Source organism: Paraburkholderia elongata, from assembly GCF_013177735.1.
GTDB lineage: Bacteria > Pseudomonadota > Gammaproteobacteria > Burkholderiales > Burkholderiaceae > Paraburkholderia > Paraburkholderia elongata.
On sequence record NZ_WOEZ01000044.1, the window covers coordinates 46,013 to 69,026 of the forward strand.

A 23,014-nucleotide genomic window follows, 5' to 3' on the forward strand; every position below is an offset into this window, starting at 1 on the left:
GGCGGTTTCGAGTTCGAACGCTTGCCAATTGAGATCCGGCTCGCGAAAACTTGAAGAAACGAAATCGCCTTGGGTTCCATTGAATATCCCGTAAGCGGACTAAGTATGCCGAACGGCTGCTTCCGCCGACCACGATAGTCAATTTGACCGACTGAATGGCCGTTGTATCTCGGACGCAGCCATCGGAGGCGCGCTGGGTCGAACGGCGGCTCGGGGTCGTGTGCCGCCGACCGCGACCGTGTGAGATTCGTGAAGCCCATGCCGTTTGCATGAGACATCGATCGGCCAATTGCCGACGTCCGTGTTCACGACCGAGGGGACGGTCAATCGACTGTTTGACTTCCGACATCGGGCATTCGCCCCACGTCGGCGGACAGGAGTTCGTCGGTTCGCCGCCGTTCATTACTGCAATCGCAAAGGACGGGAACGGGACGCTGATTGGCGCGCAAGGCGTTCGCCGCGGCACTTCGGAAGCGTGCCTCTGTGGGACCACATCAGCGCCAAAGTTACTCGCCGACGGAGTGCCGGTCGGCAACGTTGCGGCAGCGGCGGCGACCTAGGAGACTACTCCGCTTCCTCCTCGTATGCGTCGAGGACGGTATCGGATACGCTTTGCCCTCACCAGCCTAGGAGGTCGGCAGTTCCGCGAGGAAGGCTCCGTCCTATTCACCAAGTTGCGCCATGCCGCATCTAACCTTGTCGGTCCACGCGATGTGAACTCACGTCAACGAGTTGCATCTGTTTTGGGGTGTCGTCCAGTTCACCGATGCCCAGGAACTCCTGCGCAACTACTCTGAACTTAACTTCGGTAATGCTTTTTTCATCGATTGGAGCACGGCACCTTCGCGGACTTTGAGCCGTACACTTTCTGGGGGGAGATTTCCAGATCTTGCCGTGCATGATGTGCCCACATACTGGACATGTGATCTCCCAACCGCAGAATACGTTCGTCAGGCGGTACCGGCTGAACCTGATCAGATCTGCTACCAGCATCGCTTGCTTGTCGAGATCGTACGCATCCCACGGCTCAGAGATGATTCCGCCCTTTACGAGATCGAGGAGTCGATAAGTCCGGGTTTGTCGTGACTGACCGGTAAGGTGATCTTTGAAGGATTTCGTGGAGTATTCGATGCGATAGTCATTATTCGGAGAATCCAGGACGATTTTCAGGTCTCTGTTCTCCAACAAGCATCGAACAGTAGGTACGTCAGGAGGGTCAGCCAGCATGATGATGAGAACTCCGATCGAAGGGTATGTTGATTAATGCGCGAGATCGACGATACGAAGGAAGTCAGTTTCCGTCAGGATTCGAATCGGATGCCCTTTTGCTATTAGTTCTTCTGCTTTTCTCTGTTTGATACTTTTCTCGTGTCCGGCTAGTTGCCGAATATCAAGGTCACCAACGACGAGAAGTGTTGTTGTCCTTCTTACGCTCGTAGCAACTTGGCACCCAGCCTTGGCGGCAAGCACTGCGGCCTCGCACCGCGCCAATGCTAGCGTACCTGTGAATACAATTTCTTCCCCAACAAGCGCACCGTCGGGATTACCCTCAATCGCAATTTGATTTGAGAAGGTGGAACCGATTGGTTTTCGGGAATTGAAATTGATTGGTTTCTGAACAAGAGTCATCCAGGCGTCAAGTCCAATGCCTGTTGTGTTAATTGCTTGGAGAAGAACTTCCCCTGCGGCTCGCGCGTCCTCGACGGCATCGTGGGCCGTGAAGCGTATCCCCAAGGCACCGCACACATTAGTTAGCCCATACCCCGAGCGCGACCATTGCGACCATGCGCGGCGGACAACGCGAGCCGAATCAAGCCATCGGCAGGAAACACCAGTGAGGTTGTGCTTTGCGATGGCCTGGAACAGCGCAGTTCGGTCAAATGAAGTATGACTAACCACGACCTGATCTCGCAGGCGATCCACCATCGCAGCGTAGATTTGTTGGAATGTGGGCGCGTCTTTGACCGTAGTTGCGTCGATCCCGTGAATATCGACATTAACCCAGTCGAAGTCGTCCTGCGGATTGATTAACGATCCCCACCTGTCAACGACTCTCCCATCCTCAAACGTAACCGCCCCTACCTGACAAATGCTGGCAAGACTGGCGTTTGCGGTTTCAAAGTCTATGGCGACGAATTTCTCGGCCATGATGTTGTTCCCTTCGTCTCTATTTTTTTTTCGTCGCCAGCGCTCACAGCGCCGTCGAGCATCTGACACCCCGTACACTTTTTCGATTGACTACAATCCGCGGCACTCCGTAGAACCGGATTTAACATTCGACACTAACGTTCGCCCTACTGCGAAGTGCTAAGTTACCGCTTATGCAAATTAGCCCGCGAGCGCGTAGACGATGGCAACACGCTTCATTTTTCCGCCTCTGCCATCATGCAGAATACTTCCCCAAAGGCAGAATGCATTGCGCGGTCGCCAAGCTGCCTCCTAAGCCGCAAACGTGGGTCAACGTGCAGAAGCGCCACCGCATCGCATTACTGCAGTCACGTCGCGCTAACTACATACTCAAGCTGGCCAATGCTCCGTTCGAGACCGCACATTTCGAACATCTTCGTAATCTGGGGGCAAAGCTAGGATGACGCGCTTGCCGTACCAGCCGCGACTGCAGCGCGGTGCAGATAGTTGAGGCAATATCGGCCATAAGCGTTTTACTGGATGATGGTTTCCTGAATTATCAGGAACTGCATTTGCTCTGTACGCGCGCGCGAAACAGCGCGCGACGGAAAAGCGAGCTATCGAGTGCTCAGAGTCGCCCTCATTCGTTGCCGAGTTGGGGCAGCACACGGCCAATTGCTGTCGATGACCGGACTCGGATCGCAGACATTCGAACGTCGGCTCTGAACAGACGATGAACACTCGTGCGTCCACCAGTCACTGGCAGGTCACTTACGCGATTGCCCCGTCTGCGGCACAGGCCACATAGAATCGGCGCGAGGCTTGATATCCTGCCTTCGCGTCACGATTGGGAAGTAATCAAAAGAATCAAACTATCTCAACGGAACAATCGGGGGTTGCAATGTCTTTTCTAAAGAACATGATGACAGGCGGCGAGGGTCACTCGGTCGCCCAAAACGCCCATTTGGCGGAACTTGTCCTGAAGACCTTGGGCAGCGCTGACAAGCGCCAGCAAGTGCTTCAGTCCCTGCAGAAGGTGATGCGCCGAGGTATGTCGTTCCAGAGAATGGACGATGATCAACTGGCGGACGAGTTTGATGCGCTCGACAGGGTGGCGCAACTCAACATGCTCTCCATCGCGATTAAGGAGATAGGCATTTTCTGGAAAGACGAACCGTGGATGCCCATCCGCAATCCCATGTTCCACTCGATGGACGCGCGGGATGTGGAGGTTAATGCGGGGCACTTCAAGCGCAAGCATGGGCTCACCGTGACCATCCTGGCAGAGCCGATGAGCCTGGGGCAATGGGTTAAGGAGGGTCGGCTCGTGCGCAAAATCGTCGACCGCTGACCGGAATACCAGCGCCGATGCTGCCGCCTAGGCTTGAGGATCAGGATACGAACATGAGGGTAACTATGAAACGAACGGGGCATGCTACCTTGTCCGTGCTTCTTGCGCTAATACTTGGTGCCCAGTTCTCTCAGGCCATCGCCGGTTTGCTCGGACCATCAAACTATTTTGAATGTATCTTGGACAAGATGCCCGGTGCTCAGAACGATCCCATCGCAGCCTCAGTCGCGCAGGCGTGCTGGCGCGAATTTCCCAACGCCCCTCCTATAGCCCCAAAAGACAAGGTTGGGGGGCTCTTCTCCGTTCCCCATGCTCCGGACTGCCTAATGCGCTATGCCAAAGATGTGCGTAGCAACTTTGGAGCACAGCAAATCGCAATAGCATGCAACGAACTTTATTGGCCTTGATAGCGATGGCTTGTCGCTTCGAAAAAGGTCGGTGAACGATGACGTGTTTTTATACAGAAGGGTATCTAGCTATTCAGCCGTAAGGCGGAAGCCGCCGACTAAGTAGCCATTCACCGACGAGGAGAAACGGGATGGGACTGTTCAGAGACTTGGCGCACGTTGCGGGCAACATGATGAAGGTGAACTCGCTCTGGCACGACGTTCGGATGATCTTGATCCGCGAGGTGGGTGTCGATGTGGAGAAGCTGCCTTATGCGCGCAAGATGCAGCTCTACAACCGCGTGAAGGACGAATATCTGAACGGCAATTCGTCGGCCGAATCAATCGCGATGTTGGTTAAGCTCTCCGTCTTTTGAGCGCAGCCGAAAAGCGTTCCATAAGCGACCACAGGCCAGCCAACGGCTTAAATGCCACGGAACCGGCCGCTACAGCAAAAGCGCGTCGGCCGTCCGTAAAGGGTCCAGAGTGTGTGAAAACGCATTGATCGCCTAAACTGAATCAACGCACTGAGCCTGGGTGACTCATGAAGCGATTCGTTGAAGGCGATGACCGCAAGCAGGTCGCACTACTTCCCGAATGTATCGATGACTACATCGGACAGGACAACCCGGTCAGGGTCATAGACGCCTTCGTCGACGAGTTGGACCTTGCGGATCTTGGTTTCAACGGTACCACGCCAGCGATCACGGGCCGCCCGTCCTATCACCCAGGCGTGATGCTCAAGATCTATATCTACGGCTACCTGAACCGGATTCCTTCGAGCCGGCGTCTCGAGCGTGAATGTCAGCGCAACGTCGAGCTGATGTGGCTAACGGGACGTCTCGCTCCGGACTTCAAGACGATCGCCGACTTTCGCCGTGACAGCGGCGCAGCCATTCGCAACGTATGCCGGCGTTTCGTCGAACTGTGTCGCGGGCTGAAGCTGCTATCCAGTGACATGGTGGCCATCGACGGTAGCAAGTTCAAGGCGTCAAACAGCCGCGACAGGAACTACACGGCGAGCAAGATCGACAAGCGTCAGCAGCAGATCGAGGAAAGCGTGCAGCGCTATCTTGACCTGATTGAGACCGCAGACCGGACCAGTCCAACAGGTTTCGATGTGAAGACCGTTCGCCTGTACGAGAAGATCGCCCGCTTGCGCCAGCAGATGCGTGAGCTCGCACAGATCAGGAAGCAGTTAGAAAAACAACCGGACAAACAGCTGTCGATGACGGATCCCGACGCACGCTCCATGGCAACAAGCGGAAGAGGCTCCGGCATAGTGGGCTACAACGTTCAGGCCGCCGTAGACACGAAGCATCACCTGATCGTTGAGCACGAGGTAACTAACGTTGGAAACGATCACGGCCAACTCAGCAGAATGGCGCTGGCTGCGAAGGACGCGATGGGCAAGCCGAAGCTGAAGGTTGTTGCTGATCGGGGTTACTTCAGCGGCCCGGAGATACGGGCATGCGATCTGAACGACATCAGCGCGTACGTTCCCAAGCCGCTCACCTCCGCATCGCGGAAGAAAGGTCTGTTCACCAAGGCCGACTTTGTCTACGTGGCAAAAAGCGATGTGTATCGATGCCCTGCTGGCGAGCGAGCCATCCTTCGATTCACGACCGTCGAGCATGACATGAACCTGCGGGTTTACTGGCCCAGCGCCTGCCCGCGTTGCCATCTCAAGGAACGATGTTCACCCAGCGACTATCGTCGCATCCGACGATGGGAGCACGAGAACACACTGGAAGCGATGCAGCGCCGTCTCGACCGGAAGCCCGATGCAATGACCATCCGCCGAAGTACTGTCGAGCATGTCTTCGGTACGCTCAAGCACTGGATGGGTCCTGCACACTTCCTGACCAGGACGCTCGGGCGAGTGAGTACAGAGATGAGCCTTCAGGTGTTGGCCTACAACCTGAAGCGGGTCATGAACATACTTGGCGTTGCAGGTACGATGAAGGCCATGAAGATGGTTAGAAGCTAAAGCCCTGAGGGGCTTTGTTGTGCTCGCGATGTTCGGTTAGTGCAAACCCGCCTTATCAAACTCGATCGACCTGACCGGCAATCGCCCGCTTAGCAGCAAAAATGGAGTTTCCACACACTCTGGGTCGACATGCGTCCGAGGCCTTGGGCAGTACGCGACCAGGAAGCGTCGCTTGCTCGACAGGGACACATAGCTGAAACTCAATGCGTTTCGGCCATTCGCCCCGTTTGGTGTCGGTTAACGGCCTGTGTGGATACCTTCCGACAAAAGAGGTCCGTGATGACAAAGTCCGAACCGGCGCGCGCCGCCGCGACGACGATCCTTGGAAGCTTCGAAACGCTCATACGGGCATCACAAGCATGATCGCGCGTCACGGCGGGCATGAGCGCATGACGGAACTCGAATACTGCCGTCCCGCCGACCCGGCTGTTGTCGGGATGCTGTTGCTGATTGCGGTCGACTTGCTGGCTGGTGCGCGCGGGTTCCGAACTGCACGCTTTTCGGACCTAACCGAATACGAAGTGAATGCGGTTGCCGAAGAAGCAAAACGGGTGTGGGAGGCTGGCCAAGCGGAGGGGATGGCTAGGCCCGAACTCGGGCGCTGGTGCGGAGATCGAGTTCGAGCGGCTCGTCAAAACGTTGCCGCCAATGGGCGCTCTATTGGTCGTCGCCAGCCGGATTGCAGCGCGTGCAGAGCTTCGTGAACGACTGGCCCGGCTTGCCGTGTTTCGTCGAATGCTCGCTCGCGTAGGCCGCGAGCGGCGCAATCTCAGGTGAGCAGACCTTCAGGTAGTTATGCTCGGTATGACCGCCTTCGGTGGCGGTGCCCTTCAGCTTGGTAACGTAATCGCACGACGCCCGATGCAGGACCAGGTACGACGAAGAATTTTCACTGCTGTAACGGTTAAGAACGAAGCCGCCCGGATTAGCTGCAAGCCATGCGCGGTAATTGAGGTCGCTCTTGGGGACAAAGGTCTGCTCTGCTTTCATTGCGCACCTGTAGGTCATGAGTGCAATTATATCGAGCAGCGGGGCCGAAACCCGGGAAGGCCTTGCTAGGCGGCCTTGGCTGCTGGGGCGATTAGCTGCTGTCAAAAGGGCTGCCCATGCCCACTCTGTTACTTCCGTGATATTCGCGGTTCCGGTACGCTGCATCAATCCAGCAAGTGCGTGTGCGGTTCCCTCCGCCGCCCCGCAAAACGTCACTGCTTAACGATAATGATGCCACTGGCACGCCGAACTTCTGTGCGCCGGACATCATGAAATGTGCGCCTGAATGAGCGGAGTACTGCGGCAATGCCGTCCAGTGGTCGACATAGCAGAAGCAAAGCTTGCCACGTTGTCCAGCAGCATCCCCGCCACACCAAGCATCCGAAAACCCATTGGCGGGTAAGTCCGTCTGATGTCTCTTGCAATCAATTGCAGAATCCGAGGCGCAATTGCTTGGCTGCTTGTTCGGCAAACTTCAGCGTGGCGCACCGTTTCCTCATTAGGCATGCCCCGAGCCAATCCGATGCCATGCGTCTCGAAAAGGCTCCTGATCATAGCGGGGCGGGTCCAACCAGTATGAAACTTTGCCGTCTTTCTTGTTACATCCGGCATGCTTCTTTACCTCGGAGGGCAAAAGGACAAATGCATTGGGATCGGTAACGACGTTATTAACGATGATCCAGAAATCCCCTGCTATTTTGTCGAGCGTTGTTCCGAGCGGGACTGCGTTCCGTTTACTCAGGGCCTTAACCTGAACCCCGATAAACTTCGATCCGGAGGCGTTATACGCGATGATATCGACGCCGCGGGCGTTGCGCGCCGTTGGCATCACGTTCCAGCCAAGCAACGACAGCCGGTAGCAGCAGTAGTACAGCCCAACGTTTCCCGTGACCTGGGGGTCAAGTTTTATCTGTAGTTGCATTTGGCTCCCTCGTTGTCGAGCACGGCGGATAGCGTTCATGGTAGAAATCGCGTTCCGCCGAGCCGCGGGAATGATTGATGCGCCATTCTCGAACCGTAGCGAGGTCGTCGGCCATCGCACCGATCGCATCGGCGAGCTCGAGCGTCACGCGCCACCGTTCCGGGATCACATCGACCCCCATCATGGCTCCAAGCATATTCCCCGTGATCGCCCCCGTTGAGTCGCTGTCGCCACCGTGATTGACCGCCAACACAACGCCTGACTCGAAGTCAGGTGCCGACAGGGCGCAGTACAGGCTGATGGCGAGCGCCTCCTCAGCCACCCACCCTTCGCCGAGTTCCTGCAGAACATGGGTTTGGCCAGGGCGGTCGGCGGCGCGCTGCTCCGCGTTTTCGATGGCAGCGAGCGTTTCCTCGTACCGGTCATGCTTTCGAAGTTCGGTCTTAGCGCGGTCGATCGCATCGGGCAGCGGCAAGCCCACAAGCAACAACGCGATGACCACTGCGAAAGCCCCCGCGGTGAGCTGCCCCGTGGGGTGGCCGTGCGTGATCGCCGCGATATCCGTGGCGACGGCGAACGCCTGACCGATCCGGTCATCCTGGTCTTCTGCATCATTGATCCAGTTTGCGACGAACATGCCGACGGGCGCCACGCGCATCACGCCGCCGCAGCCTTTGCTGGCGTTGCACGCCCGATCGGCGTAACTGGTCAGTGCTCGAAGCGCAGCGAGGCAGGTGTTGCCGGGAGCGCGGCGGCTGAACAGCTCACGCTGCTCGAGAAGCCAGCCTGACTCGCCGGAAGGTTCAGCGATTTTCGGTTTGACGCCCTGAGTGCGAAGCCATCGCAAGTAGGCCTGTGCGGTGGCCTTCCCGAACATGGGGCCGTCACCATGCAGGGCAGCACGTACATGGGCGCGCAGCAGCCCTTCGGCCGTAAATAGCGTCATCTGTGTGTCGTCGGTGATGGCGCCAACCCGCCCGTGAGCCACCGCATAGTCGCAAATGCCACCGGGGCCGAAACTCCGCCGGATGTCAGCGAGGTTCATAAATTCGACTGGAGCGCCGAGCGCATCACCGACTGCGCCACCGAGCAGGCAACCACGAAACCGGCTGCGCTTGATCGCGTCCGAAGGTGTTCTGTGGAAGGAATCTTGCATGTCGAGGCTCCTGATCAGCGGGTGCCGTTAGGTCGTTTTTCCTGGCGAGACGAGCTTGTCTCGTTCTGATCTCCTGGTCGTCCGCCTTTGCCTTTCATCCGACTTTTTTCTGCAATTGATTGCAGAATGGCCGTTCCCGCCGCGCTCCGTGGGCGATCACGTCACCATGTCACCAGGAGGGCTCCTCAAGAGCCAGGCACACCATCGCTGATAGTCGCGGGCGTCTGGTTCGAGCGCGAGTCCGCTACCGTATTTACGCTTGCCGTGGGCAACCTTAGGACGTTATTCGCGCCATCCGACGCTGAAGGCGAAGCTGCCGGCTTACCCGACTTTCTAACGCGTCTTGATGCGGCACGCCAAAGTATTGCAAAAGCCTCCACTGCGGGATCCACCGGCGAGTGGTCTCCGTCCGAGGGGGCCGGTTTTTGCCCGGCTTCACTTCCTGCGCGATCTTCGGTTGTCATGGTTGCTCTCGTTTCGGTACACGGCCCTGCAATTTCCGTCTCAACTTTGACTGTCTCAACTTTGACAGTGGGTACGCCAATAGCGAAAGAGGTCCGTGCAGTCCGTGCAATCAATTGCCAAAGGCGAACGGCGATGTGCTTCGTGCAAATGTGGCACGGACATCGCATGGCGTTCGCGCTAAATCGCTTCGGAAATTAACGCGTGGCTGGCGCCTCCTCGTTCGCAATCGCGCGAAACGCTCGTACGTCCTGTGCAGACAAGTGTTGCTTTACGGGAGCCACAACCTTCGCCCCCGGAGCGTGATCATAAATGTAGTGATAGACAACCCCGTCGCCGCCTCGCGGGTTTAGCCAAACCTCGAATGAACCGTCCCGGCCATCCGCATAATTCACCTCGACGCCGACGGATGGTAGAGGAGGCGTTTCCATCAACGCTTTCCAACCCGTACGATGCGCGTCGATCCAGCGCGACAGAGCGAGAATCTGCTTCTGCTCCAGCGGGACAGGCCGCCCATTTCGATACCCGGTTGCCGATACGATCGGCGGCGTATCGATGTTCTCGGTACAACTCGCGATCCCCAGAATCATTGACACGGCGAGTGCAGCAAGCGAACCCGCTTGGACTACCCTCATACCCCGCCGCCAGCGGGATGATTCTTTTTTAGCCACTCGACCCACTGGTCGTAGTACGCGGAGTGCGGTGGCACCGCCACCCCCGATTCGTAAATGTCCTCGAAGTCTTCGGACGGATCGTCCGGTTCAGGGCGGTGCGGAAAGTCGTTGTCGAACTTGTCCGGGTCCAGTCCATACTTGTCGAATTTCTTGCTCACTTCAGAAGTTAGCCCCAACTCCCGTTCCACCAATGTCAACTGGTACCGCATATAGTCGTCATCGAATTCAGAACTAGCTTGCGCTCTCTCTAACCATACGCGGGCCTTCGCCAAATCCTTCTCGACGGGCACCCCGTTCCGTACATCTCGGCTAGGCACAGCGCCGCAACGGCGTTACCATTCAAGGCTGCGCTTTCAATCTCTCCGTGATAACCGAGCAAGTTACCAATCGACATGACGTCTCCATTCCGGGCTGCTGTTGTGTGATAGCAGGCAGCCGCCGCGATGTCCTGCGGTACCCCTCGCCCAAACCGGTACATCGTTCCGAGTTCCCCGATGGCCTCGGTGCGCACAACTAGCTGCCAGGGTGCGGGTGGTGCTGCTGCAGGCTGCCCAGGATGTGCTCCAACGGCTTTTGGGCCTCCCGCAGCGCCTGTAGTGCCCGCACGTGCTCATCTGATGGCCTGATCTGCTGGATCGTGCGGTGGGCCGCGTGGATGGCCTGCAACGCCTGCTGAACAGCCACGGTGATCGCCACCTTCTCGGGGTCGGACGCGGGGTCTGGCGTGGACGGTCGGTGGTACACGTGGCTGAATGTTCTGCCGGTCATGGTGCGCTCCCCTGCGCGCTGCTCTGCTACGCGCTCTAGGCGCTCATTTTACGCCCGTGCGCTGCTACACGATAGCTCAGTAGCCGATGACCAATATTCCCTTAAGTGGAAGCCTCATTCTGTTGCTCGCATAGAGCGTTTCAAAAAAAGTAACTACGCGATCGAAGTCGGGATTCTTGCTGCCGGCCGACTCGTAGATGTTTCGCACCGCGATTGCCAAGTAGTCGACCTCGTCCATCATGCATGCCTGAAACAAGTCCTTGAGAAATTGGTTGTTTATGACTGCTCGTCCTGCTTCCACCTCCACCACGAATCGACCGTCGATATGGTGCGCGTCAGCTTCAAAAGCCTTCGCAACCTTACCGTTGTTCCCATAGAGAACAGGGACTCGGATTTTTTCGGCGCGCCTCTTTCCTACTTCGACGGCAAATCCAAGCTCCGCAAGCGAGGGCCCTACCTGTGCAAGTACTGCATTACTTGACAGCGTATGCATCGCCGACGATATCAAGGAATACTTGGCCTCAAATGCCTGCACGACCGCGATGGCTAACGCCGCCGGCTTGTCGGCCCGAGGAAAATACGCCCAATTCAACACATGAAGCCTCAACCAATCCAGGTTTGTTGCGCTCGCAGCTCATTGCCGTCCCCACGTGCTTCCATCCTTCTATGCAGAGCATCGCCAACGGTGAGCCAGAGCGAGAATTGCCAGAATTATCCGCGAGATGAGCGGCCCGCGGTAGCCAAGCAGTAACCTAACGCGCGCCCGTCTCATACCTCTTGCAATCAATTGCAGAATCCGCGACGCAATTGCTTGGCTGCTTGTTCGGCAAACATCGGGGTGGCGTACCGCTTCGTCCTCAGGCTTGCCCCGAGCCAATGCGGTGCCATGCGTCTCGAAACGCCTCCTGATCGTAGCGGGGCGGGTCCAGCCAGTACGAAACCTGTCCGTCTTTCTCGTTGCAACCAGCACGCTGCTTTACTTCCGATGGCAAAAGGACAAATGCGCTTGGCTCCGTGACGACGTTATTAACGATGACCCAGAAATCCCCTGCTATTTTGTTGAGCGATGATCCGAGCGGAACGGCGCTTCGCTTACTCAGGGCCTTAAGCTGAACCCTGATGAACGTCGATCCGGAAGCGTTGTACGCAATGATGTCAACGCCACGTGCGTTGCGCGTTGTTGGCATCACGTTCCAGCCAAGCAACGATAGTCGGTAGCAGCAGTAATACAGTCCGACATTGCCGATGACATGAGGGTCAAGTTTTGCTTGCATTTGGATCGCCGTTTCGACGCTTTAGCATTGTCTACGAATGCACGCGGTCGCGGTATTTCGCTTCGGCCCTTCCGAGGCGGATTGCCGATACCAGTAGGCCGCCATTTTGGAATTTTTCTCGGTGCCGATTCCTCTCTGAAACATCGTGCCGAGGTTGTTTTGGGCGCTAATGTTGCCCTGCTCAGCCGCAGCGCGATACCAGTACAGAGCTTCGGCAAAGTCTTCATCGACGCCTTTGCCGGTGCGATACGCTTCAGCGACAGCGAACTGTGCCTTGGGATCCCCCTTTTTTGCCTTGCTGATCTCCACTTCAAGTTTCGGCGACATAGACACCTCGACTACTGGGACAAAACAAAATTGTGTGAGGACAACACCGACTCGCCGCTCCAACGATAGGCCACAAGCGGACCATCCTTACCGGCGCTGTAGTCGACGCACGCGACCGTAGGGGACTGTATGTCGGGGCTACCGGTCATCCAGTAGTGACCAACGAATACCGGTTTGTCTTCGGTATAGCCGATCCTCGCATCCTCCGGTATCTCGGTATTGGGGAGTTGGGCTTTCGTCTCAGGGGGTACGAGCGCTGCCTGCCGATAGGTTGTTGCCGCGCCGTCCCACCAGCGCGTGCGCGCCTCGTGACGCGTAATGCCCGACTTGTCGACGAACGAACAGCCCGAGGGAAGCCGGACCTCCACGCCCTTCAAGAGCGTCTCGATCACGCGGTATTCAATCGTACTCTTGCGACTGACTTTGACCATCATTGCGTCGTCCAGCAAGTGCCTTGGCCTCAAGCAGGCTTCAAGCGCCGCGACATAGCTCGGATGCCAGCAGGCGTGAATCAACTGCAGTTCGGGCAATTCGAGCCACAGCGGTAGTGAGAGAAGCCAGTCGATAATCTCGCCATGAAGGGCGGGCTTGTGCTCGACTCTCGGCGAGGAACGCCGCATGCTGGTTGCGGTTTTCTTCGCCCACCTTGCCCTGTCTGGGACGCAGGTATTCGTCGTCCTGGTCGGGATCTCGTAGGTACCACGCGATTGCATTGAATTCGTGGTTCCCCATCACCGCCAGCGCGCTGCCAGCATCAACCATGGGGCGGACGATATCGATCGTGTCGAGTTGGTGCGGGCCGCGGTCGATGAAGTCGCCGACGCAGACCGCCGTCCGACGTGGGTGACGCCACGTGCCCATCCGCCTACAGTAGCCAAGCTCCGTCAGCAGTGCAGTCAGCTTGTCCGCATGACCGTGCACGCCCCCGATGATGTCGTAGTCCATGGCCCGCCCGTTTTTAAAATTCTTACTGCGTGGCTACCCAGTTAAAGATAACAGAAGCGTACTGGTCTATTCGTTCCGTCGAACACACAGACGTTGCAGGTCTCACGAGAATCCACCGTATGGCCGCGCGTTTGCAATTGATTGCACAACATTTAGCGATCGTCTCAGAACTGAAACACAGCGGGCAGTATTCTTCAGAACTTCGGAAGCGGCTTCACTGGCTTGTTCCTCCATGAGCCAACGCTCCGCCGCAATCCGGGGAGGCGAGGAGGCATCGTTCCCGTGCACTTGATTGCAAAGCCCTCGATCCGTCGAGGGCGCCAGGCCGGGGACCCTGGAGCCTGTGCAATCAATTGCAAACGTCGCGCAGGCCGACTACTGAAGCCTACGTCAGGCAAAAGCCGGCCAGAACCGGACTTTTAGGTTTCGCCTCCATAGCAGCCATTCGTCAAAGCGTTCTTGCTGTCAGCTGCTTTATACTCCTCGGCCCGTACTATCATTGCGTATGCGGGCAACCTGCCTCCGTGACCACTCCACGATGAGTCAGATGGTTACTGCAAATCGGCGTGTTTTCAGATTATCAATATGCTGACCGGTGGGGTCGGTTAAATAATTGCTAGTAATCGAAAGGGTATCTCTTTATGACTGTCACCGAGGAAAAGAAGAAGCAGGTCTATCATTCATGCGCCTCATGCGATAGGGACACGTGGCACTCGGTTGTTCAATACCATGTTGAATCAGAATACGAATACCGAATGGATACGATTTATCAGATTGTCCAATGCTGCGGTTGCCATGCCGTCAGCTTTCGGAGGGTTGTTCGTGATTACGAGAGCGCATATCCCATCGACGACAACGAGTGGGATGTCCCGGAAGATATTACTTGCTTTCCAAGTATTCTCAAGGGGCATCGTGAACTAGAAGATGTTTGGGACTTGCCCGATACTGTTCGCGAGATTTACACCCAGTCGATTAAAGCGATCAAGGACAATTCAAATATTCTTGCTGGCATTGGCCTGCGCGCCACAATTGAAGCGATCTGCAATGACCGCGGCATCACCGGCAGGACGTTGGACAAACGAATTGATGCCCTCGCCAGGGGCGGATTGATTTCCCAGAAAGACTCCGAGCGTTTGCATGCTATCCGCTTCCTTGGCAATGACTCAGCTCACGAAATTAAAAAGGCAGACGCCAGAAATCTGCTGATAGCCCTCCGAATAATCGACCATCTCCTTGTGAATATCTACATTCTTGATGGAGAGGCTGATAGGCGACTTGAAACAATTGTCCGAACCTTCGAACAGTTCACAACGCTTTTGGAGAAAAGCCTCTCTAGCTTTACCTCTGGCGACGAGGTTCCTCTCGCGAAGATTTTTGGGAGGGATATGAGGCGATTTCACGGTTACTTCGCGGCCCATGAGAAGTCACTTGTCGATACCATAACAAATGGCGCATCCACGAAGCTAAAAATCGGAAAGGTCGACCATTTCGCGGGGTCAAAAGACAAGGTTCAGCACTTCGTTGTACTGTGATTGCTTACTCGTCATTCCACTGGACCTGTGCGGAAAGCAGCACAGGTCGATGAATCCAAACGTTGCTGAACGTCTGCTGTCCTAAGCATGCAACTTCCGCTTTGGGTCGAAGAACGGTCTCGGCGAAATTCCGAAATCGGCCCTTCATGACCCTGGCCGTTTGGCGCTCCCCCATTCACGACGGTCCGGGCTGCTCAACAATTGGCAAGGCAAAGGTCTCGTCGGAGACGTCGCGTGTCCGTGTCCGACCGGCAACAGCGGCCGACGTTACAAAGGCGGATTCCGTGCACTTGATTGCAAACGCCACCGATCTTCGCGCGCCGGAGCCGGCGGGGCGAAAGCCTTGCAATCAATTGCACAAACCGGCCCTCGGCCGGTGTTCTCGATACAGCAGCTTCCTACCCAAAATTCACGCTTCGGCCCGTGCGGCTCAATGAATTGCTAACAGCGGAGTTTCCCGTGCCAAGCATTCGAGGGTACGTCACCGTCTTCAATGCGGTCCAATAGCTTTTGAAAGCCTGGCCGCTCTTTGGCGGGCACGCTGCCGCTAATGTGCGCGGTGATCGTGCGCTTGACTGTCAGTTCGAAGCCTGCGGCTTTGATCTCGCGGATCTGGTTTTCTGGGTGTTGGCCGGTCGTGCTGACGCGGCAGTACGCAAAGACTCGGCTCATGGTTGGCACTTGCAATTGATTGCACGAGTTACGCCTTGATGGTTTTGCCGCTCAGATGAGCGCGCAACAAGGCACGCAAACGCTCTTCGAATTCTTCCGCGCATAGGTCGGCGTTGGCCGTTGGGTCACTCCATGCCTTTTCGTACAGCCTGCGCGCCGCGTCCCCGGCGTCCTCAGGCAGGATGCGCATAAGGACATAGCCGACAAATTAATGGAATAGGTGCTCCGCGGCTTCTTGCAGGCACTGGGCGTCGTTTTTGTTCCTCTTTTTCGTCATGACGCACCCGTTAGTTCGTGCCGATAAGGCTCGGCGTCGGGCGTGTGTCCCAAAACGACCGATTACGCACCCATCGGACCGATGGGTCCATCAAAGAGTACTAAAATTAGCCTTTCATTTTCAGTACCCCTGTACTAAAAACCCCTCGCCCCGCAGTCGTGCTTAACTCAATGGAGCAGGGGGATCTGTCATGGACCACCTGAAATTCCGCAGGCGTCTCGCGAACTGAGGCGCCGCGCCTCTGCATCGATCTTCGGCCGAATTCGGCTGCGGATTCAACCGGTCGATGCAACACAATAGAAGCTGCGTGAGCGGCGGGAGTGAACCTCGTAGCAGTCGTTGGCTAAGATTGGTGGGACTGGCACCACGGTAGAGAAAGCGAGCAGAAGTCGGACTAGGCTTAGCCCGTGATGTGTATTTTAGGGAGCCAGCTACCCGATTCCAGTCGGAACCCGGAGGCTACCGAAACGCCTATTCGTATCTCATCTTGAGAGCCTCAGTCTAGCTTCTCGATGTTGGCGCGTAACATGCCGAGCTCGAGGGTAATCTGGCGCGTGCCAAGCATGCGCGCCGGATTGGGGAAGCACTTTGCGACTGGTGCGGTGTCGGCGACGCGATAGACGCGCCACAATTCGTAGCGATCGCGCTCGCGTAACGCCTTCTCGAACTCCTTGCGCGGCCAGTCAAACCGGCCATCGACGCCCGTAGTCGACTTTACTTCGATCCAACGCGGTCGCCCATGCGCGTCGATCGAGCGGATGTCGTGGTCGGCACCTAGTTCGTCACGTGATGTCCAAATGACGTAGCGTTCGGGCTCGACATGGCCCATATCGCGCACCTTCTGTAGCTCCATACGATAGACTAGCTCTTCGCCGCGCCGACCCAAGAGGCTAGCGCGCTCGATTTCGGCGGGGGTCGGTGGAAGCCAGGCACTGGACGATCCGCCCCCGCCGCGGCCCGACGGGCCGCGTGGCTCGATCTCTGTGCCCTTGTTCGATGCAACGGTCAGCGAGACATCATCGAGATTTGGCAGTTCGAAAGGCCGAGTCGCTGGCGCAGGCGGCGGCTGTGGCGGTGGATTGATTGAGAGCGGCGCCGCCGGAGCGACGGGGCCGACCGCCTCCGCGTTCGTCGAGCCGTCCGTGTCGAGATTGTCGAAGACTTGGCGCAACGCAAGTTCCTCAGGGTCATCGTCACTATCGTCATCGTTGTCGAGATCGATGCCGTCTTCTTCGTCGGCCGCACATCGGCGACCATGAGGAATGCCCATCCGATCGAGATATTCCGTGAGCTCTTCATGGGTGCCGCAGAGGAGAAGCGGAAGGAAGGCGTTGGCGATGCTGCGCATCGTCGCAACGCTGGTCGCTCCCGCGATCTCAGCAAGCGCTTCAGCAAGCAGCAGTAGGAAGCTGTTCTTGGTCTTCGGCGGAATGACGCCGATCCGTTCTCCGCTGACGGCGACCTCTGCGGGCACGAGAACGACCGCGCCACCCACGCTGTATCGCCGCTCCATACTTTGGAAGAAGGCAATTTCGCGGACGGCGGCAAGGCGCGCTTCGATCCTTGCCGGCTCCGAAGGCTCGAAGCCGGGATGGCCATGCCGGTTCCGGTAGGCGACCTCATACAGCGCACGCGCAAAAAGTGACCGGCGCAGCATGGCGAGCACCCGCTCGCTATGCTTGGGCTTGTACCAGAATGGCGGTCGATCCAAGAGACCGAGCACCGGCTCACTCGTGCCTGCGATCGCAGACAGTGGGCGGATGCGGAGACCTACGAAAAATGTGCGAGCCTGCTCCGACCGTTCGATAACCCCAATCTCACTATTGGCGTTGCGAAGCGCCTTTTCGAGCGCCTGAAAGTCGGGCTCGACGAGCTTTCCGGCACGCAATTCGCCAAGCGTGAAGAGCCGCGATCGATCGTCGAGTAAGCAGCGAACATCCTCGAGCTTCTGCGGCAGCCCAAACCTTGCGCGCGCGCTGTAGGCCTCGAGGAGAATGTGCCGGCGACGGGTGTCGAGTGGCGTGTCCTTGGCCCAATCAGTCCCCACGTGCCGGAAGAAGAGCGCCCAATGGCCATCGTTCGATTGAGCCGGCGCGCCAAGGTCCTGATAGGCGCGGCCGACTTCATCGGAATAAAGGTAAAGCGGGATCACCTCGGCTAACGGTGCCGCCGTCCGAGGTCCGACGAGGATCTCCGAGGGCGCATAGTAGCCGTCTTCCACCCAGCAGATCGGCATCTTGGCAATCTCGGACTTGGCGCGACGCTCGCTCCTGATCGCCTCCACGAGCGTGGGATAGAGCAGATCTGGCCGATTAGGCGCGCGGCCCTCTGCCCGACGGCACTTGATGAGATCGAGGAGGGTCTCGGAATCGGGCGCGACCTTGAGTTTCAGCTTACGGTAGAGGAGATCGTTGGTCCCGCCGACAATCCGGTCATTGTCCCCAATGCACAACCGATTGGTTGCTGTATCGAGATGCAGCGTGGCCGGGGCAACAAGCTGGCCCGACCGCGCTTTAAGGCAGGGGATCGCCCGTAGTTCCTCGACGATCGCGGGGTGCAGCAACTTGGGATTCTCAGTGAGCAGTTTTGCAAACCGCTCCGCCATCTCTGGTCGCTCGGCCAGGGCGCGGGCGTAGCGGACGAGATCCGAGCCGTTCAGCGAGTCGCGGATCCGCAAGCGTGCCATCAAACCGGGCGCGTTCAGCATCTCCTTCGACGGAGCGTCGATCGCATGGTCAAGCAGGCGGGCGAGGGGTTTCTTGAGATGCACCATGGCGGCCGGGGCGACCCACTGGCCACGCTGGTTCCTGACCACTGGATTGTTGCGTAGCGCTGATAGAGCGGGCCGGCTGATCGGCGCCTCGCGAGTCAGGAGCTTTCGGTAGAGGGTTTCGCGTTCCCGATCATCGGGAGCGGCCGTGGCGGCGCGCTGAGCAGCATCGATCAGCCACTGTTCCTCGTTGAATGTCCGGCAATGGCTTGAAATCGATCTGTAGGGAACGAGCTCCGGATGGAGCCTGTTAGCCTCCGGCTCGGGGCAGTCGACCCAGAGATCGGGACCAACGACCATGAGCTGGACCGCGGGCATGAGCTCGCCGGATGCGCTCAGAGTCGACGTCGTATTTCCGAGATCAGCCCTATGCTGCTTAGTCAATTGCCGCGGATAGGCCGACAACGCTGCGGCTTGGCGCTTCTGGATGTCGATCCCGGCGAGGGTGCCGCTGTAGTTCGTGAAGTAGAAATTGGCGTCGTCGCCGACCTTGGTCTCGAGATTATCCGCGTCCTTGCCCGCGCATCGCAGCCGGACCAACGACGAAATAGTGAATCGCTTGGCGCCGCAACGCGCGACCAGATCGCACAACGCTTTGTCGCCGGCAAGCGCTGGATCGAGATAGCGCTCAGCGCCGAGGAACCCCGAATACTCCGCTTCCACGGGGAGCACGATCTCGCTCGCACGGGCGAGCTTGGCCTTTTCTCTCGTAGGCCAGCAAGTGTCCTTTGCAAGCCGTTCGGCGATTTTGCTGAAAAAACGATCCGGACTGGCGGTGCCGTTGCCAACCAGGGCCTTGAAGGCGTCCGCACCATACCGGCCGAACCAGTCGGCCTTGAGCAGATCGATCGTCAGCTCGACGGCCTGATCAATGAGCCAGTCGTTCCAGACGAGGTCGGTGATCCCGCTGCGATCGGTATTGAGTTCGAACGGCGCACTGACGCCAACGGCGCAACCGGTGAGCGACGACCGCGCCTTCAGTGGATAGTAGAAGTGACCATGCTGGCCGAGATCGATCCGCTGGCGCGCGATCGGGACGGAGACCGCTATCTTCAACCTGCCGCCAGGGAGCTTGTAATACGCCGGAAAAGGACGTCCTGCATGCTCGGCCGGGATCTCGATCGATCGCGAGAATTCCTCCTCTTGGAACGGCACGCCCCTGCCATTACCGTCGATGAGCCTCCCGATCCGCACCACCATACTGACGCCGGCGGCACGGCAGCGTTTGGGCTTCGCGTCCTGCCTCCAGCGCAGCATCCGGCCAGTACGGATCGAGCGAATGTTGACCTCGCGCAGGCCGCGCTTCTTGCCGCTGAGCGCCAGCTTGACCAGTGTGTCCGGCATTCTCGCCGCCATCAATTCGATGGCATGCTCCTCGCGTTCGAGGGTGAAGGCCTCTAGCCTCTCAGTCGATTCCTGCCGATAAGGCACGTGGACGCGAACACCCTTTTCACCCAGCCAGGCCGGGTCCCGCTCGCGTCCCGTTTCCTGGGTCTGAAGATCGAGCAGCGCGACCTGCCCGCCAGAACGCACGTGGATTTCATCGCCAAAGCGAAAGAGCGAACGCAGGCCAAAATTCTTCGAACCAATGCCGTTTTCTTTCGGCGCCACCATCTCTGCTTGCCGGCTGCCCATCACATTGCCGGTGCCGACGATCACCGAGAGCCGTTCCCATCCGTTGCGGTCGATGTTTCGGCCCGTGCCGGCTACCTCAAGCGAGCGGCTCCCAAAGGTGAGCGTCAGCGTCTCGCCGCCGCCATCATATTCGTTCTGAACGAGCTCGCGCAGTACGTCGCTCGCATCGTGCCCCGCGACGAACTGCTCGATGAAGCTCGAGCCGATCCGGGTTCGCCGACTGCCGCTGAAGTCGGGCGGCACATAGTCGGGCTCTTTGACGGAAGGGGGCAGGATGCGGGCCTTTCCACGGTTCCGGGCGGGTCGGCTTGGTGGCGTGGTCTCAGTCGTTTCTGCCGGCCTTTCTAATTCCTCAGTTGCCAATATCTTGTCCATTCGGCGTCCGCAAAAAGGAGGGTTGCTGCTGCTACAAGTCAATGTAGCAATGCCGCCTTAGGGGTCATTTGCCGCCTTTTGTGTTCTGAACTGCTCCGAGTGCGAGAGCCTCCGGCTCACAACAGGCTAGCTGCGTTAAAGTTGCTTCACCAGTATTGACGCCCTTCGTTAGACTACGTTTGCAATCGTGTGCAAAACCGGCGGCTCTTTGTTGCTGGCCCTCGCTCACGTTGCTGTGCCTCGGCTTTGGCCGGTCTGATCTTGAGCCCACTTTCGTAGCGTCGAGTACTGCGGATAACGTTTCTGGTAATCGCGTTCCGTTGAGCCGCCGGAATCTGCAATTGATTGCACGCCTCGCCGCAGGCCCGTCGGTCGATCACCCCTTGCCGTCAGGGTGGTTTTTCGCGAGCCAATCACACCATTTCTGATAGTCGGGGTGGTCAGATTCGAGCGCGAGCCCGAAGTCATAAATGTTTTCAAAGACATCGTCATCGGTCCACTCTTCGCTCTCGACGAGAATGTCGTCTTCGAATTTGCGTGGGTCGAGGACGACATCGCGTGGGCTTGACGCATTGGCCTGAGTGTCGCTGTTTAGCGGCTCGTCGGTGGGACATAAAGTCGTCATCGCGCGTTCCATCAGTGCCACTTGATCCCAGTTATCAATGAGGTCATCGGATCGAAGGCTTCTTCTAGCTGTTCTGAGCCAGATCCGGGCCTTCGTCAAGTCTTTCTCGACGGGAACGCCTTTCGCATACATCTTGGCGAGGCACAGCGCAGCAACGGCGCTCCCTTTAACGGCAGCGTCTTCAATTTCAGACTGATAGCCCAACAAGTTGCCGATCGACGTAACATCGCCGGCCATGGCCGCTTCCGTGTGATAGCGAGCCGCTGCAACGATGTCCTTCGGTACCCCTCGACCAAAGCGATACATCGTCCCTAGTTCGCCGATTGCTTCGACGTAGCCTTGCTCCGCTGATCTGGCAAACCAATGCGCCGCGTCGGTATCGTTCTGCTCAACGCCGTCCCCACGCGCGTAGCGCATGGCCAGGTTGAACTGGGCAACCATTTCCCCCTGCTCGGCGGCTTGCCGATACCAGTAAGTGGCCATCTTGGGATTTTTCTCGGTACCGATGCCCCTCTGAAGCATCGTCCCGAGGTTGTTCTGTGCGCTAATGTTGCCCTGCTCAGCCGCAGCGCGATACCAGTACAACGCTTGGGTGAAATCTTCAGCGACGCCATTGCCTGCGCGATATGCTTCAGCAACCTGAAATTGCGCTTGCGCATCACCGTGCTTCGCCTTCCTGATCTTGTCGTTAAATTTGGCCGACATGAGACCTCCGTTACTGCGACGACTTAAATTTGCTGGCGGCAACACCGACTCGCCGCTCCACAAACAGGACGGGCGTTGTAACTTATTCGATTGACCGTGTACATCGCCGATGATGGCGTAGCCCATAGCCGGTGAGTATTAAACTTTGCTTTATGGCTTCACTTATAAGATAACAGGAGCACGCGTGCTTACCTATTAGGACGAACACCGGCTTCGTAGGTTACTTGGGATGCGCTCTCGCTCCGCCTCCGCTCGTTTGCGTCATTGCAAACCGTCCTGCTAGCCCCGTTGCACTCAAGTGCAGAGTTCTGATGCAAACGCCGTTGAAGGCTGGGCGCCCCGTGCAGATCTGTGCATATGCCAGATGTCGGCGCACTTCAAGATAATGGTGAGAGGTTTCGGCACTAGCCTGACCTGACAGTCATAGTCCACCAAGGCGTCCACGATCGCGTAGAACAGTTCGATGTTGATCTTCTGGCGCCCCCTGCCTGTGGTCCGGTCGCGGAAAAAGATATCCTGTACTTCGTATCGGGCGCCCCCGCCGCGCCTCCGACCGGCCGCGGGGAACACGGCGGACCATGAACAAAGCCCCCCTTGCAGCCGGAAGCCGGAGGGGCTATCAATGAGCCACCGACTTGGCCTTAGCAACTCCTTAACGGAACGGCTAGCGCTCAGGCGGGGTCTTTTTTTATTCAGTTGAACTAGTGGTCGTCCTGATGCCACATCCACGTTGTGTACTTATAGCCCAAAGTTCTGTTTGCCGCGTCTGAGCGCTATCCAGTGCGGCATCTTTTTCGAGGACGTTACCGATACCGAAATCACCCAGGAAAGAGAGAATTGAGCGTCCGTTGAACTGACTCTCATCGTCGACATGCCGGACAAATCCGTCCACTTTCGCTGACTCAAGAGCGATTTCCCTGCAGTTCATTGTGGATTTCTCATATTGAGTCAATTCACCCTCTCTTCCGTAATGCTTAGTCGCGCAGCCCGACAGTAAGACGCCAATCGCGAGCACTAGGACAGATTGAATCTTCATTTGGTCACCTCGTTC

Annotated in this window: 21 protein-coding genes; 4 read left to right on the top strand and 17 right to left on the bottom strand. The window is 57.6% G+C overall.

Features of this window, described 5'->3' with window-relative positions; translation table 11 throughout:
• Positions 1-1,260 precede the first annotated feature (1,260 nt).
• Entirely contained in the window at positions 1,261-2,148 is an 888-nt protein-coding gene (locus tag GNZ13_RS09750; RefSeq protein ID WP_172162831.1) for an exonuclease domain-containing protein, read from the bottom strand.
• Positions 2,149-3,028: 880 nt separating this feature from the next.
• Here GNZ13_RS09750 and GNZ13_RS09755 point away from each other — a divergent pair.
• From GNZ13_RS09755 to GNZ13_RS09765, 3 genes are all read left to right on the top strand, one after another.
• Complete coding sequence (locus GNZ13_RS09755) at positions 3,029-3,478, top strand: hypothetical protein (protein ID WP_172162834.1); 450 nt, start codon at positions 3,029-3,031, stop codon at positions 3,476-3,478.
• 538 nt (positions 3,479-4,016) lie between these two features.
• The gene (locus GNZ13_RS09760; RefSeq protein ID WP_172162837.1) at positions 4,017-4,241 is read left to right on the top strand and encodes a hypothetical protein; all 225 of its coding nucleotides are present in this window, start codon (positions 4,017-4,019) and stop codon (positions 4,239-4,241) included.
• A gap of 167 nt (positions 4,242-4,408) precedes the next feature.
• Positions 4,409-5,854 (top strand): IS1182 family transposase, encoded by a 1,446-nt coding sequence (locus GNZ13_RS09765; protein WP_172162840.1) that lies wholly within the window; start codon positions 4,409-4,411, stop codon positions 5,852-5,854.
• 657 nt (positions 5,855-6,511) lie between these two features.
• Here the strand turns inward: GNZ13_RS09765 and GNZ13_RS09770 are convergent.
• The 11 genes from GNZ13_RS09770 to GNZ13_RS52155 form a co-directional block, all read right to left on the bottom strand.
• Positions 6,512-6,844: a hypothetical protein gene (locus GNZ13_RS09770; protein ID WP_172162843.1), complete on the bottom strand. Its 333-nt coding sequence runs from the start codon at positions 6,842-6,844 to the stop codon at positions 6,512-6,514.
• Positions 6,845-7,343: 499 nt separating this feature from the next.
• On the bottom strand, positions 7,344-7,766 hold the full coding sequence (locus tag GNZ13_RS09775; RefSeq protein WP_216674779.1) for a hypothetical protein: 423 nt from the start codon (positions 7,764-7,766) through the stop codon (positions 7,344-7,346).
• Positions 7,744-8,922: an ADP-ribosylglycohydrolase family protein gene (locus tag GNZ13_RS09780; RefSeq protein ID WP_172162846.1), complete on the bottom strand. Its 1,179-nt coding sequence runs from the start codon at positions 8,920-8,922 to the stop codon at positions 7,744-7,746. Before GNZ13_RS09780 ends, GNZ13_RS09775 begins: the two co-directional genes overlap by 23 nt.
• A gap of 659 nt (positions 8,923-9,581) precedes the next feature.
• A complete protein-coding gene (locus GNZ13_RS09785) occupies positions 9,582-10,019 on the bottom strand; it encodes a hypothetical protein (RefSeq protein ID WP_172162849.1) in 438 nt (145 codons plus the stop codon).
• The gene (locus tag GNZ13_RS09790) at positions 10,016-10,234 is read right to left on the bottom strand and encodes a hypothetical protein (protein ID WP_172162852.1); all 219 of its coding nucleotides are present in this window, start codon (positions 10,232-10,234) and stop codon (positions 10,016-10,018) included. The genes GNZ13_RS09785 and GNZ13_RS09790 overlap by 4 nt, the downstream gene beginning before the upstream one ends.
• 337 nt (positions 10,235-10,571) lie before the next feature.
• Positions 10,572-10,826: a hypothetical protein gene (locus GNZ13_RS09795; protein WP_172162855.1), complete on the bottom strand. Its 255-nt coding sequence runs from the start codon at positions 10,824-10,826 to the stop codon at positions 10,572-10,574.
• 76 nt (positions 10,827-10,902) lie between these two features.
• Positions 10,903-11,421 (bottom strand): hypothetical protein, encoded by a 519-nt coding sequence (locus GNZ13_RS09800; RefSeq protein WP_172162858.1) that lies wholly within the window; start codon positions 11,419-11,421, stop codon positions 10,903-10,905.
• A gap of 262 nt (positions 11,422-11,683) precedes the next feature.
• The gene (locus tag GNZ13_RS09805; protein WP_172162861.1) at positions 11,684-12,100 is read right to left on the bottom strand and encodes a hypothetical protein; all 417 of its coding nucleotides are present in this window, start codon (positions 12,098-12,100) and stop codon (positions 11,684-11,686) included.
• Between the two features lie 21 nt (positions 12,101-12,121).
• On the bottom strand, positions 12,122-12,427 hold the full coding sequence (locus GNZ13_RS09810; RefSeq protein ID WP_172162864.1) for a tetratricopeptide repeat protein: 306 nt from the start codon (positions 12,425-12,427) through the stop codon (positions 12,122-12,124).
• A gap of 11 nt (positions 12,428-12,438) precedes the next feature.
• The gene (locus GNZ13_RS52150) at positions 12,439-12,861 is read right to left on the bottom strand and encodes a metallophosphoesterase family protein (protein WP_236001913.1); all 423 of its coding nucleotides are present in this window, start codon (positions 12,859-12,861) and stop codon (positions 12,439-12,441) included.
• Positions 12,862-12,898: 37 nt separating this feature from the next.
• Complete coding sequence (locus tag GNZ13_RS52155; RefSeq protein WP_236001915.1) at positions 12,899-13,372, bottom strand: metallophosphoesterase; 474 nt, start codon at positions 13,370-13,372, stop codon at positions 12,899-12,901.
• Positions 13,373-14,127: 755 nt separating this feature from the next.
• On the opposite strand from GNZ13_RS52155, the gene GNZ13_RS09820 reads away from it, so the two are divergent.
• Positions 14,128-14,904, top strand: a complete 777-nt coding sequence (locus GNZ13_RS09820; protein WP_172162867.1) for a DUF4145 domain-containing protein — start codon at positions 14,128-14,130, stop codon at positions 14,902-14,904.
• Between the two features lie 441 nt (positions 14,905-15,345).
• Here GNZ13_RS09820 and GNZ13_RS09825 read toward each other — a convergent pair whose 3' ends face one another.
• From GNZ13_RS09825 to GNZ13_RS09845, 5 genes are all read right to left on the bottom strand, one after another.
• Positions 15,346-15,576, bottom strand: a complete 231-nt coding sequence (locus GNZ13_RS09825; RefSeq protein WP_172162870.1) for a recombinase family protein — start codon at positions 15,574-15,576, stop codon at positions 15,346-15,348.
• Positions 15,577-15,604: 28 nt separating this feature from the next.
• Positions 15,605-15,766, bottom strand: a complete 162-nt coding sequence (locus GNZ13_RS09830) for a hypothetical protein (protein ID WP_172162873.1) — start codon at positions 15,764-15,766, stop codon at positions 15,605-15,607.
• A gap of 583 nt (positions 15,767-16,349) precedes the next feature.
• Positions 16,350-20,633, bottom strand: a complete 4,284-nt coding sequence (locus GNZ13_RS09835) for a DUF3883 domain-containing protein (protein WP_172162876.1) — start codon at positions 20,631-20,633, stop codon at positions 16,350-16,352.
• 376 nt (positions 20,634-21,009) lie between these two features.
• Positions 21,010-21,963 (bottom strand): tetratricopeptide repeat protein, encoded by a 954-nt coding sequence (locus GNZ13_RS09840; protein WP_172162879.1) that lies wholly within the window; start codon positions 21,961-21,963, stop codon positions 21,010-21,012.
• Between the two features lie 688 nt (positions 21,964-22,651).
• Positions 22,652-22,999, bottom strand: a complete 348-nt coding sequence (locus GNZ13_RS09845) for a hypothetical protein (protein WP_172162882.1) — start codon at positions 22,997-22,999, stop codon at positions 22,652-22,654.
• Positions 23,000-23,014 lie beyond the last annotated feature (15 nt).

Coding starts and splice junctions, on each gene's coding strand:
- GNZ13_RS09750 (WP_172162831.1), bottom strand. CDS start 2,148: ATGGCCGAGAAATTCGTCGCCATAGACTTTGAAACCGCAAACGCCAGT.
- GNZ13_RS09755 (WP_172162834.1), top strand. CDS start 3,029: ATGTCTTTTCTAAAGAACATGATGACAGGCGGCGAGGGTCACTCGGTC.
- GNZ13_RS09760 (WP_172162837.1), top strand. CDS start 4,017: ATGGGACTGTTCAGAGACTTGGCGCACGTTGCGGGCAACATGATGAAG.
- GNZ13_RS09765 (WP_172162840.1), top strand. CDS start 4,409: ATGAAGCGATTCGTTGAAGGCGATGACCGCAAGCAGGTCGCACTACTT.
- GNZ13_RS09770 (WP_172162843.1), bottom strand. CDS start 6,844: ATGAAAGCAGAGCAGACCTTTGTCCCCAAGAGCGACCTCAATTACCGC.
- GNZ13_RS09775 (WP_216674779.1), bottom strand. CDS start 7,766: ATGCAACTACAGATAAAACTTGACCCCCAGGTCACGGGAAACGTTGGG.
- GNZ13_RS09780 (WP_172162846.1), bottom strand. CDS start 8,922: ATGCAAGATTCCTTCCACAGAACACCTTCGGACGCGATCAAGCGCAGC.
- GNZ13_RS09785 (WP_172162849.1), bottom strand. CDS start 10,019: ATGAGGGTAGTCCAAGCGGGTTCGCTTGCTGCACTCGCCGTGTCAATG.
- GNZ13_RS09795 (WP_172162855.1), bottom strand. CDS start 10,826: ATGACCGGCAGAACATTCAGCCACGTGTACCACCGACCGTCCACGCCA.
- GNZ13_RS09805 (WP_172162861.1), bottom strand. CDS start 12,100: ATGCAAGCAAAACTTGACCCTCATGTCATCGGCAATGTCGGACTGTAT.
- GNZ13_RS09810 (WP_172162864.1), bottom strand. CDS start 12,427: ATGTCGCCGAAACTTGAAGTGGAGATCAGCAAGGCAAAAAAGGGGGAT.
- GNZ13_RS52150 (WP_236001913.1), bottom strand. CDS start 12,861: ATGATGGTCAAAGTCAGTCGCAAGAGTACGATTGAATACCGCGTGATC.
- GNZ13_RS52155 (WP_236001915.1), bottom strand. CDS start 13,372: ATGGACTACGACATCATCGGGGGCGTGCACGGTCATGCGGACAAGCTG.
- GNZ13_RS09820 (WP_172162867.1), top strand. CDS start 14,128: ATGGATACGATTTATCAGATTGTCCAATGCTGCGGTTGCCATGCCGTC.
- GNZ13_RS09825 (WP_172162870.1), bottom strand. CDS start 15,576: ATGAGCCGAGTCTTTGCGTACTGCCGCGTCAGCACGACCGGCCAACAC.
- GNZ13_RS09830 (WP_172162873.1), bottom strand. CDS start 15,766: ATGCGCATCCTGCCTGAGGACGCCGGGGACGCGGCGCGCAGGCTGTAC.
- GNZ13_RS09835 (WP_172162876.1), bottom strand. CDS start 20,633: ATGGACAAGATATTGGCAACTGAGGAATTAGAAAGGCCGGCAGAAACG.
- GNZ13_RS09840 (WP_172162879.1), bottom strand. CDS start 21,963: ATGTCGGCCAAATTTAACGACAAGATCAGGAAGGCGAAGCACGGTGAT.
- GNZ13_RS09845 (WP_172162882.1), bottom strand. CDS start 22,999: ATGAAGATTCAATCTGTCCTAGTGCTCGCGATTGGCGTCTTACTGTCG.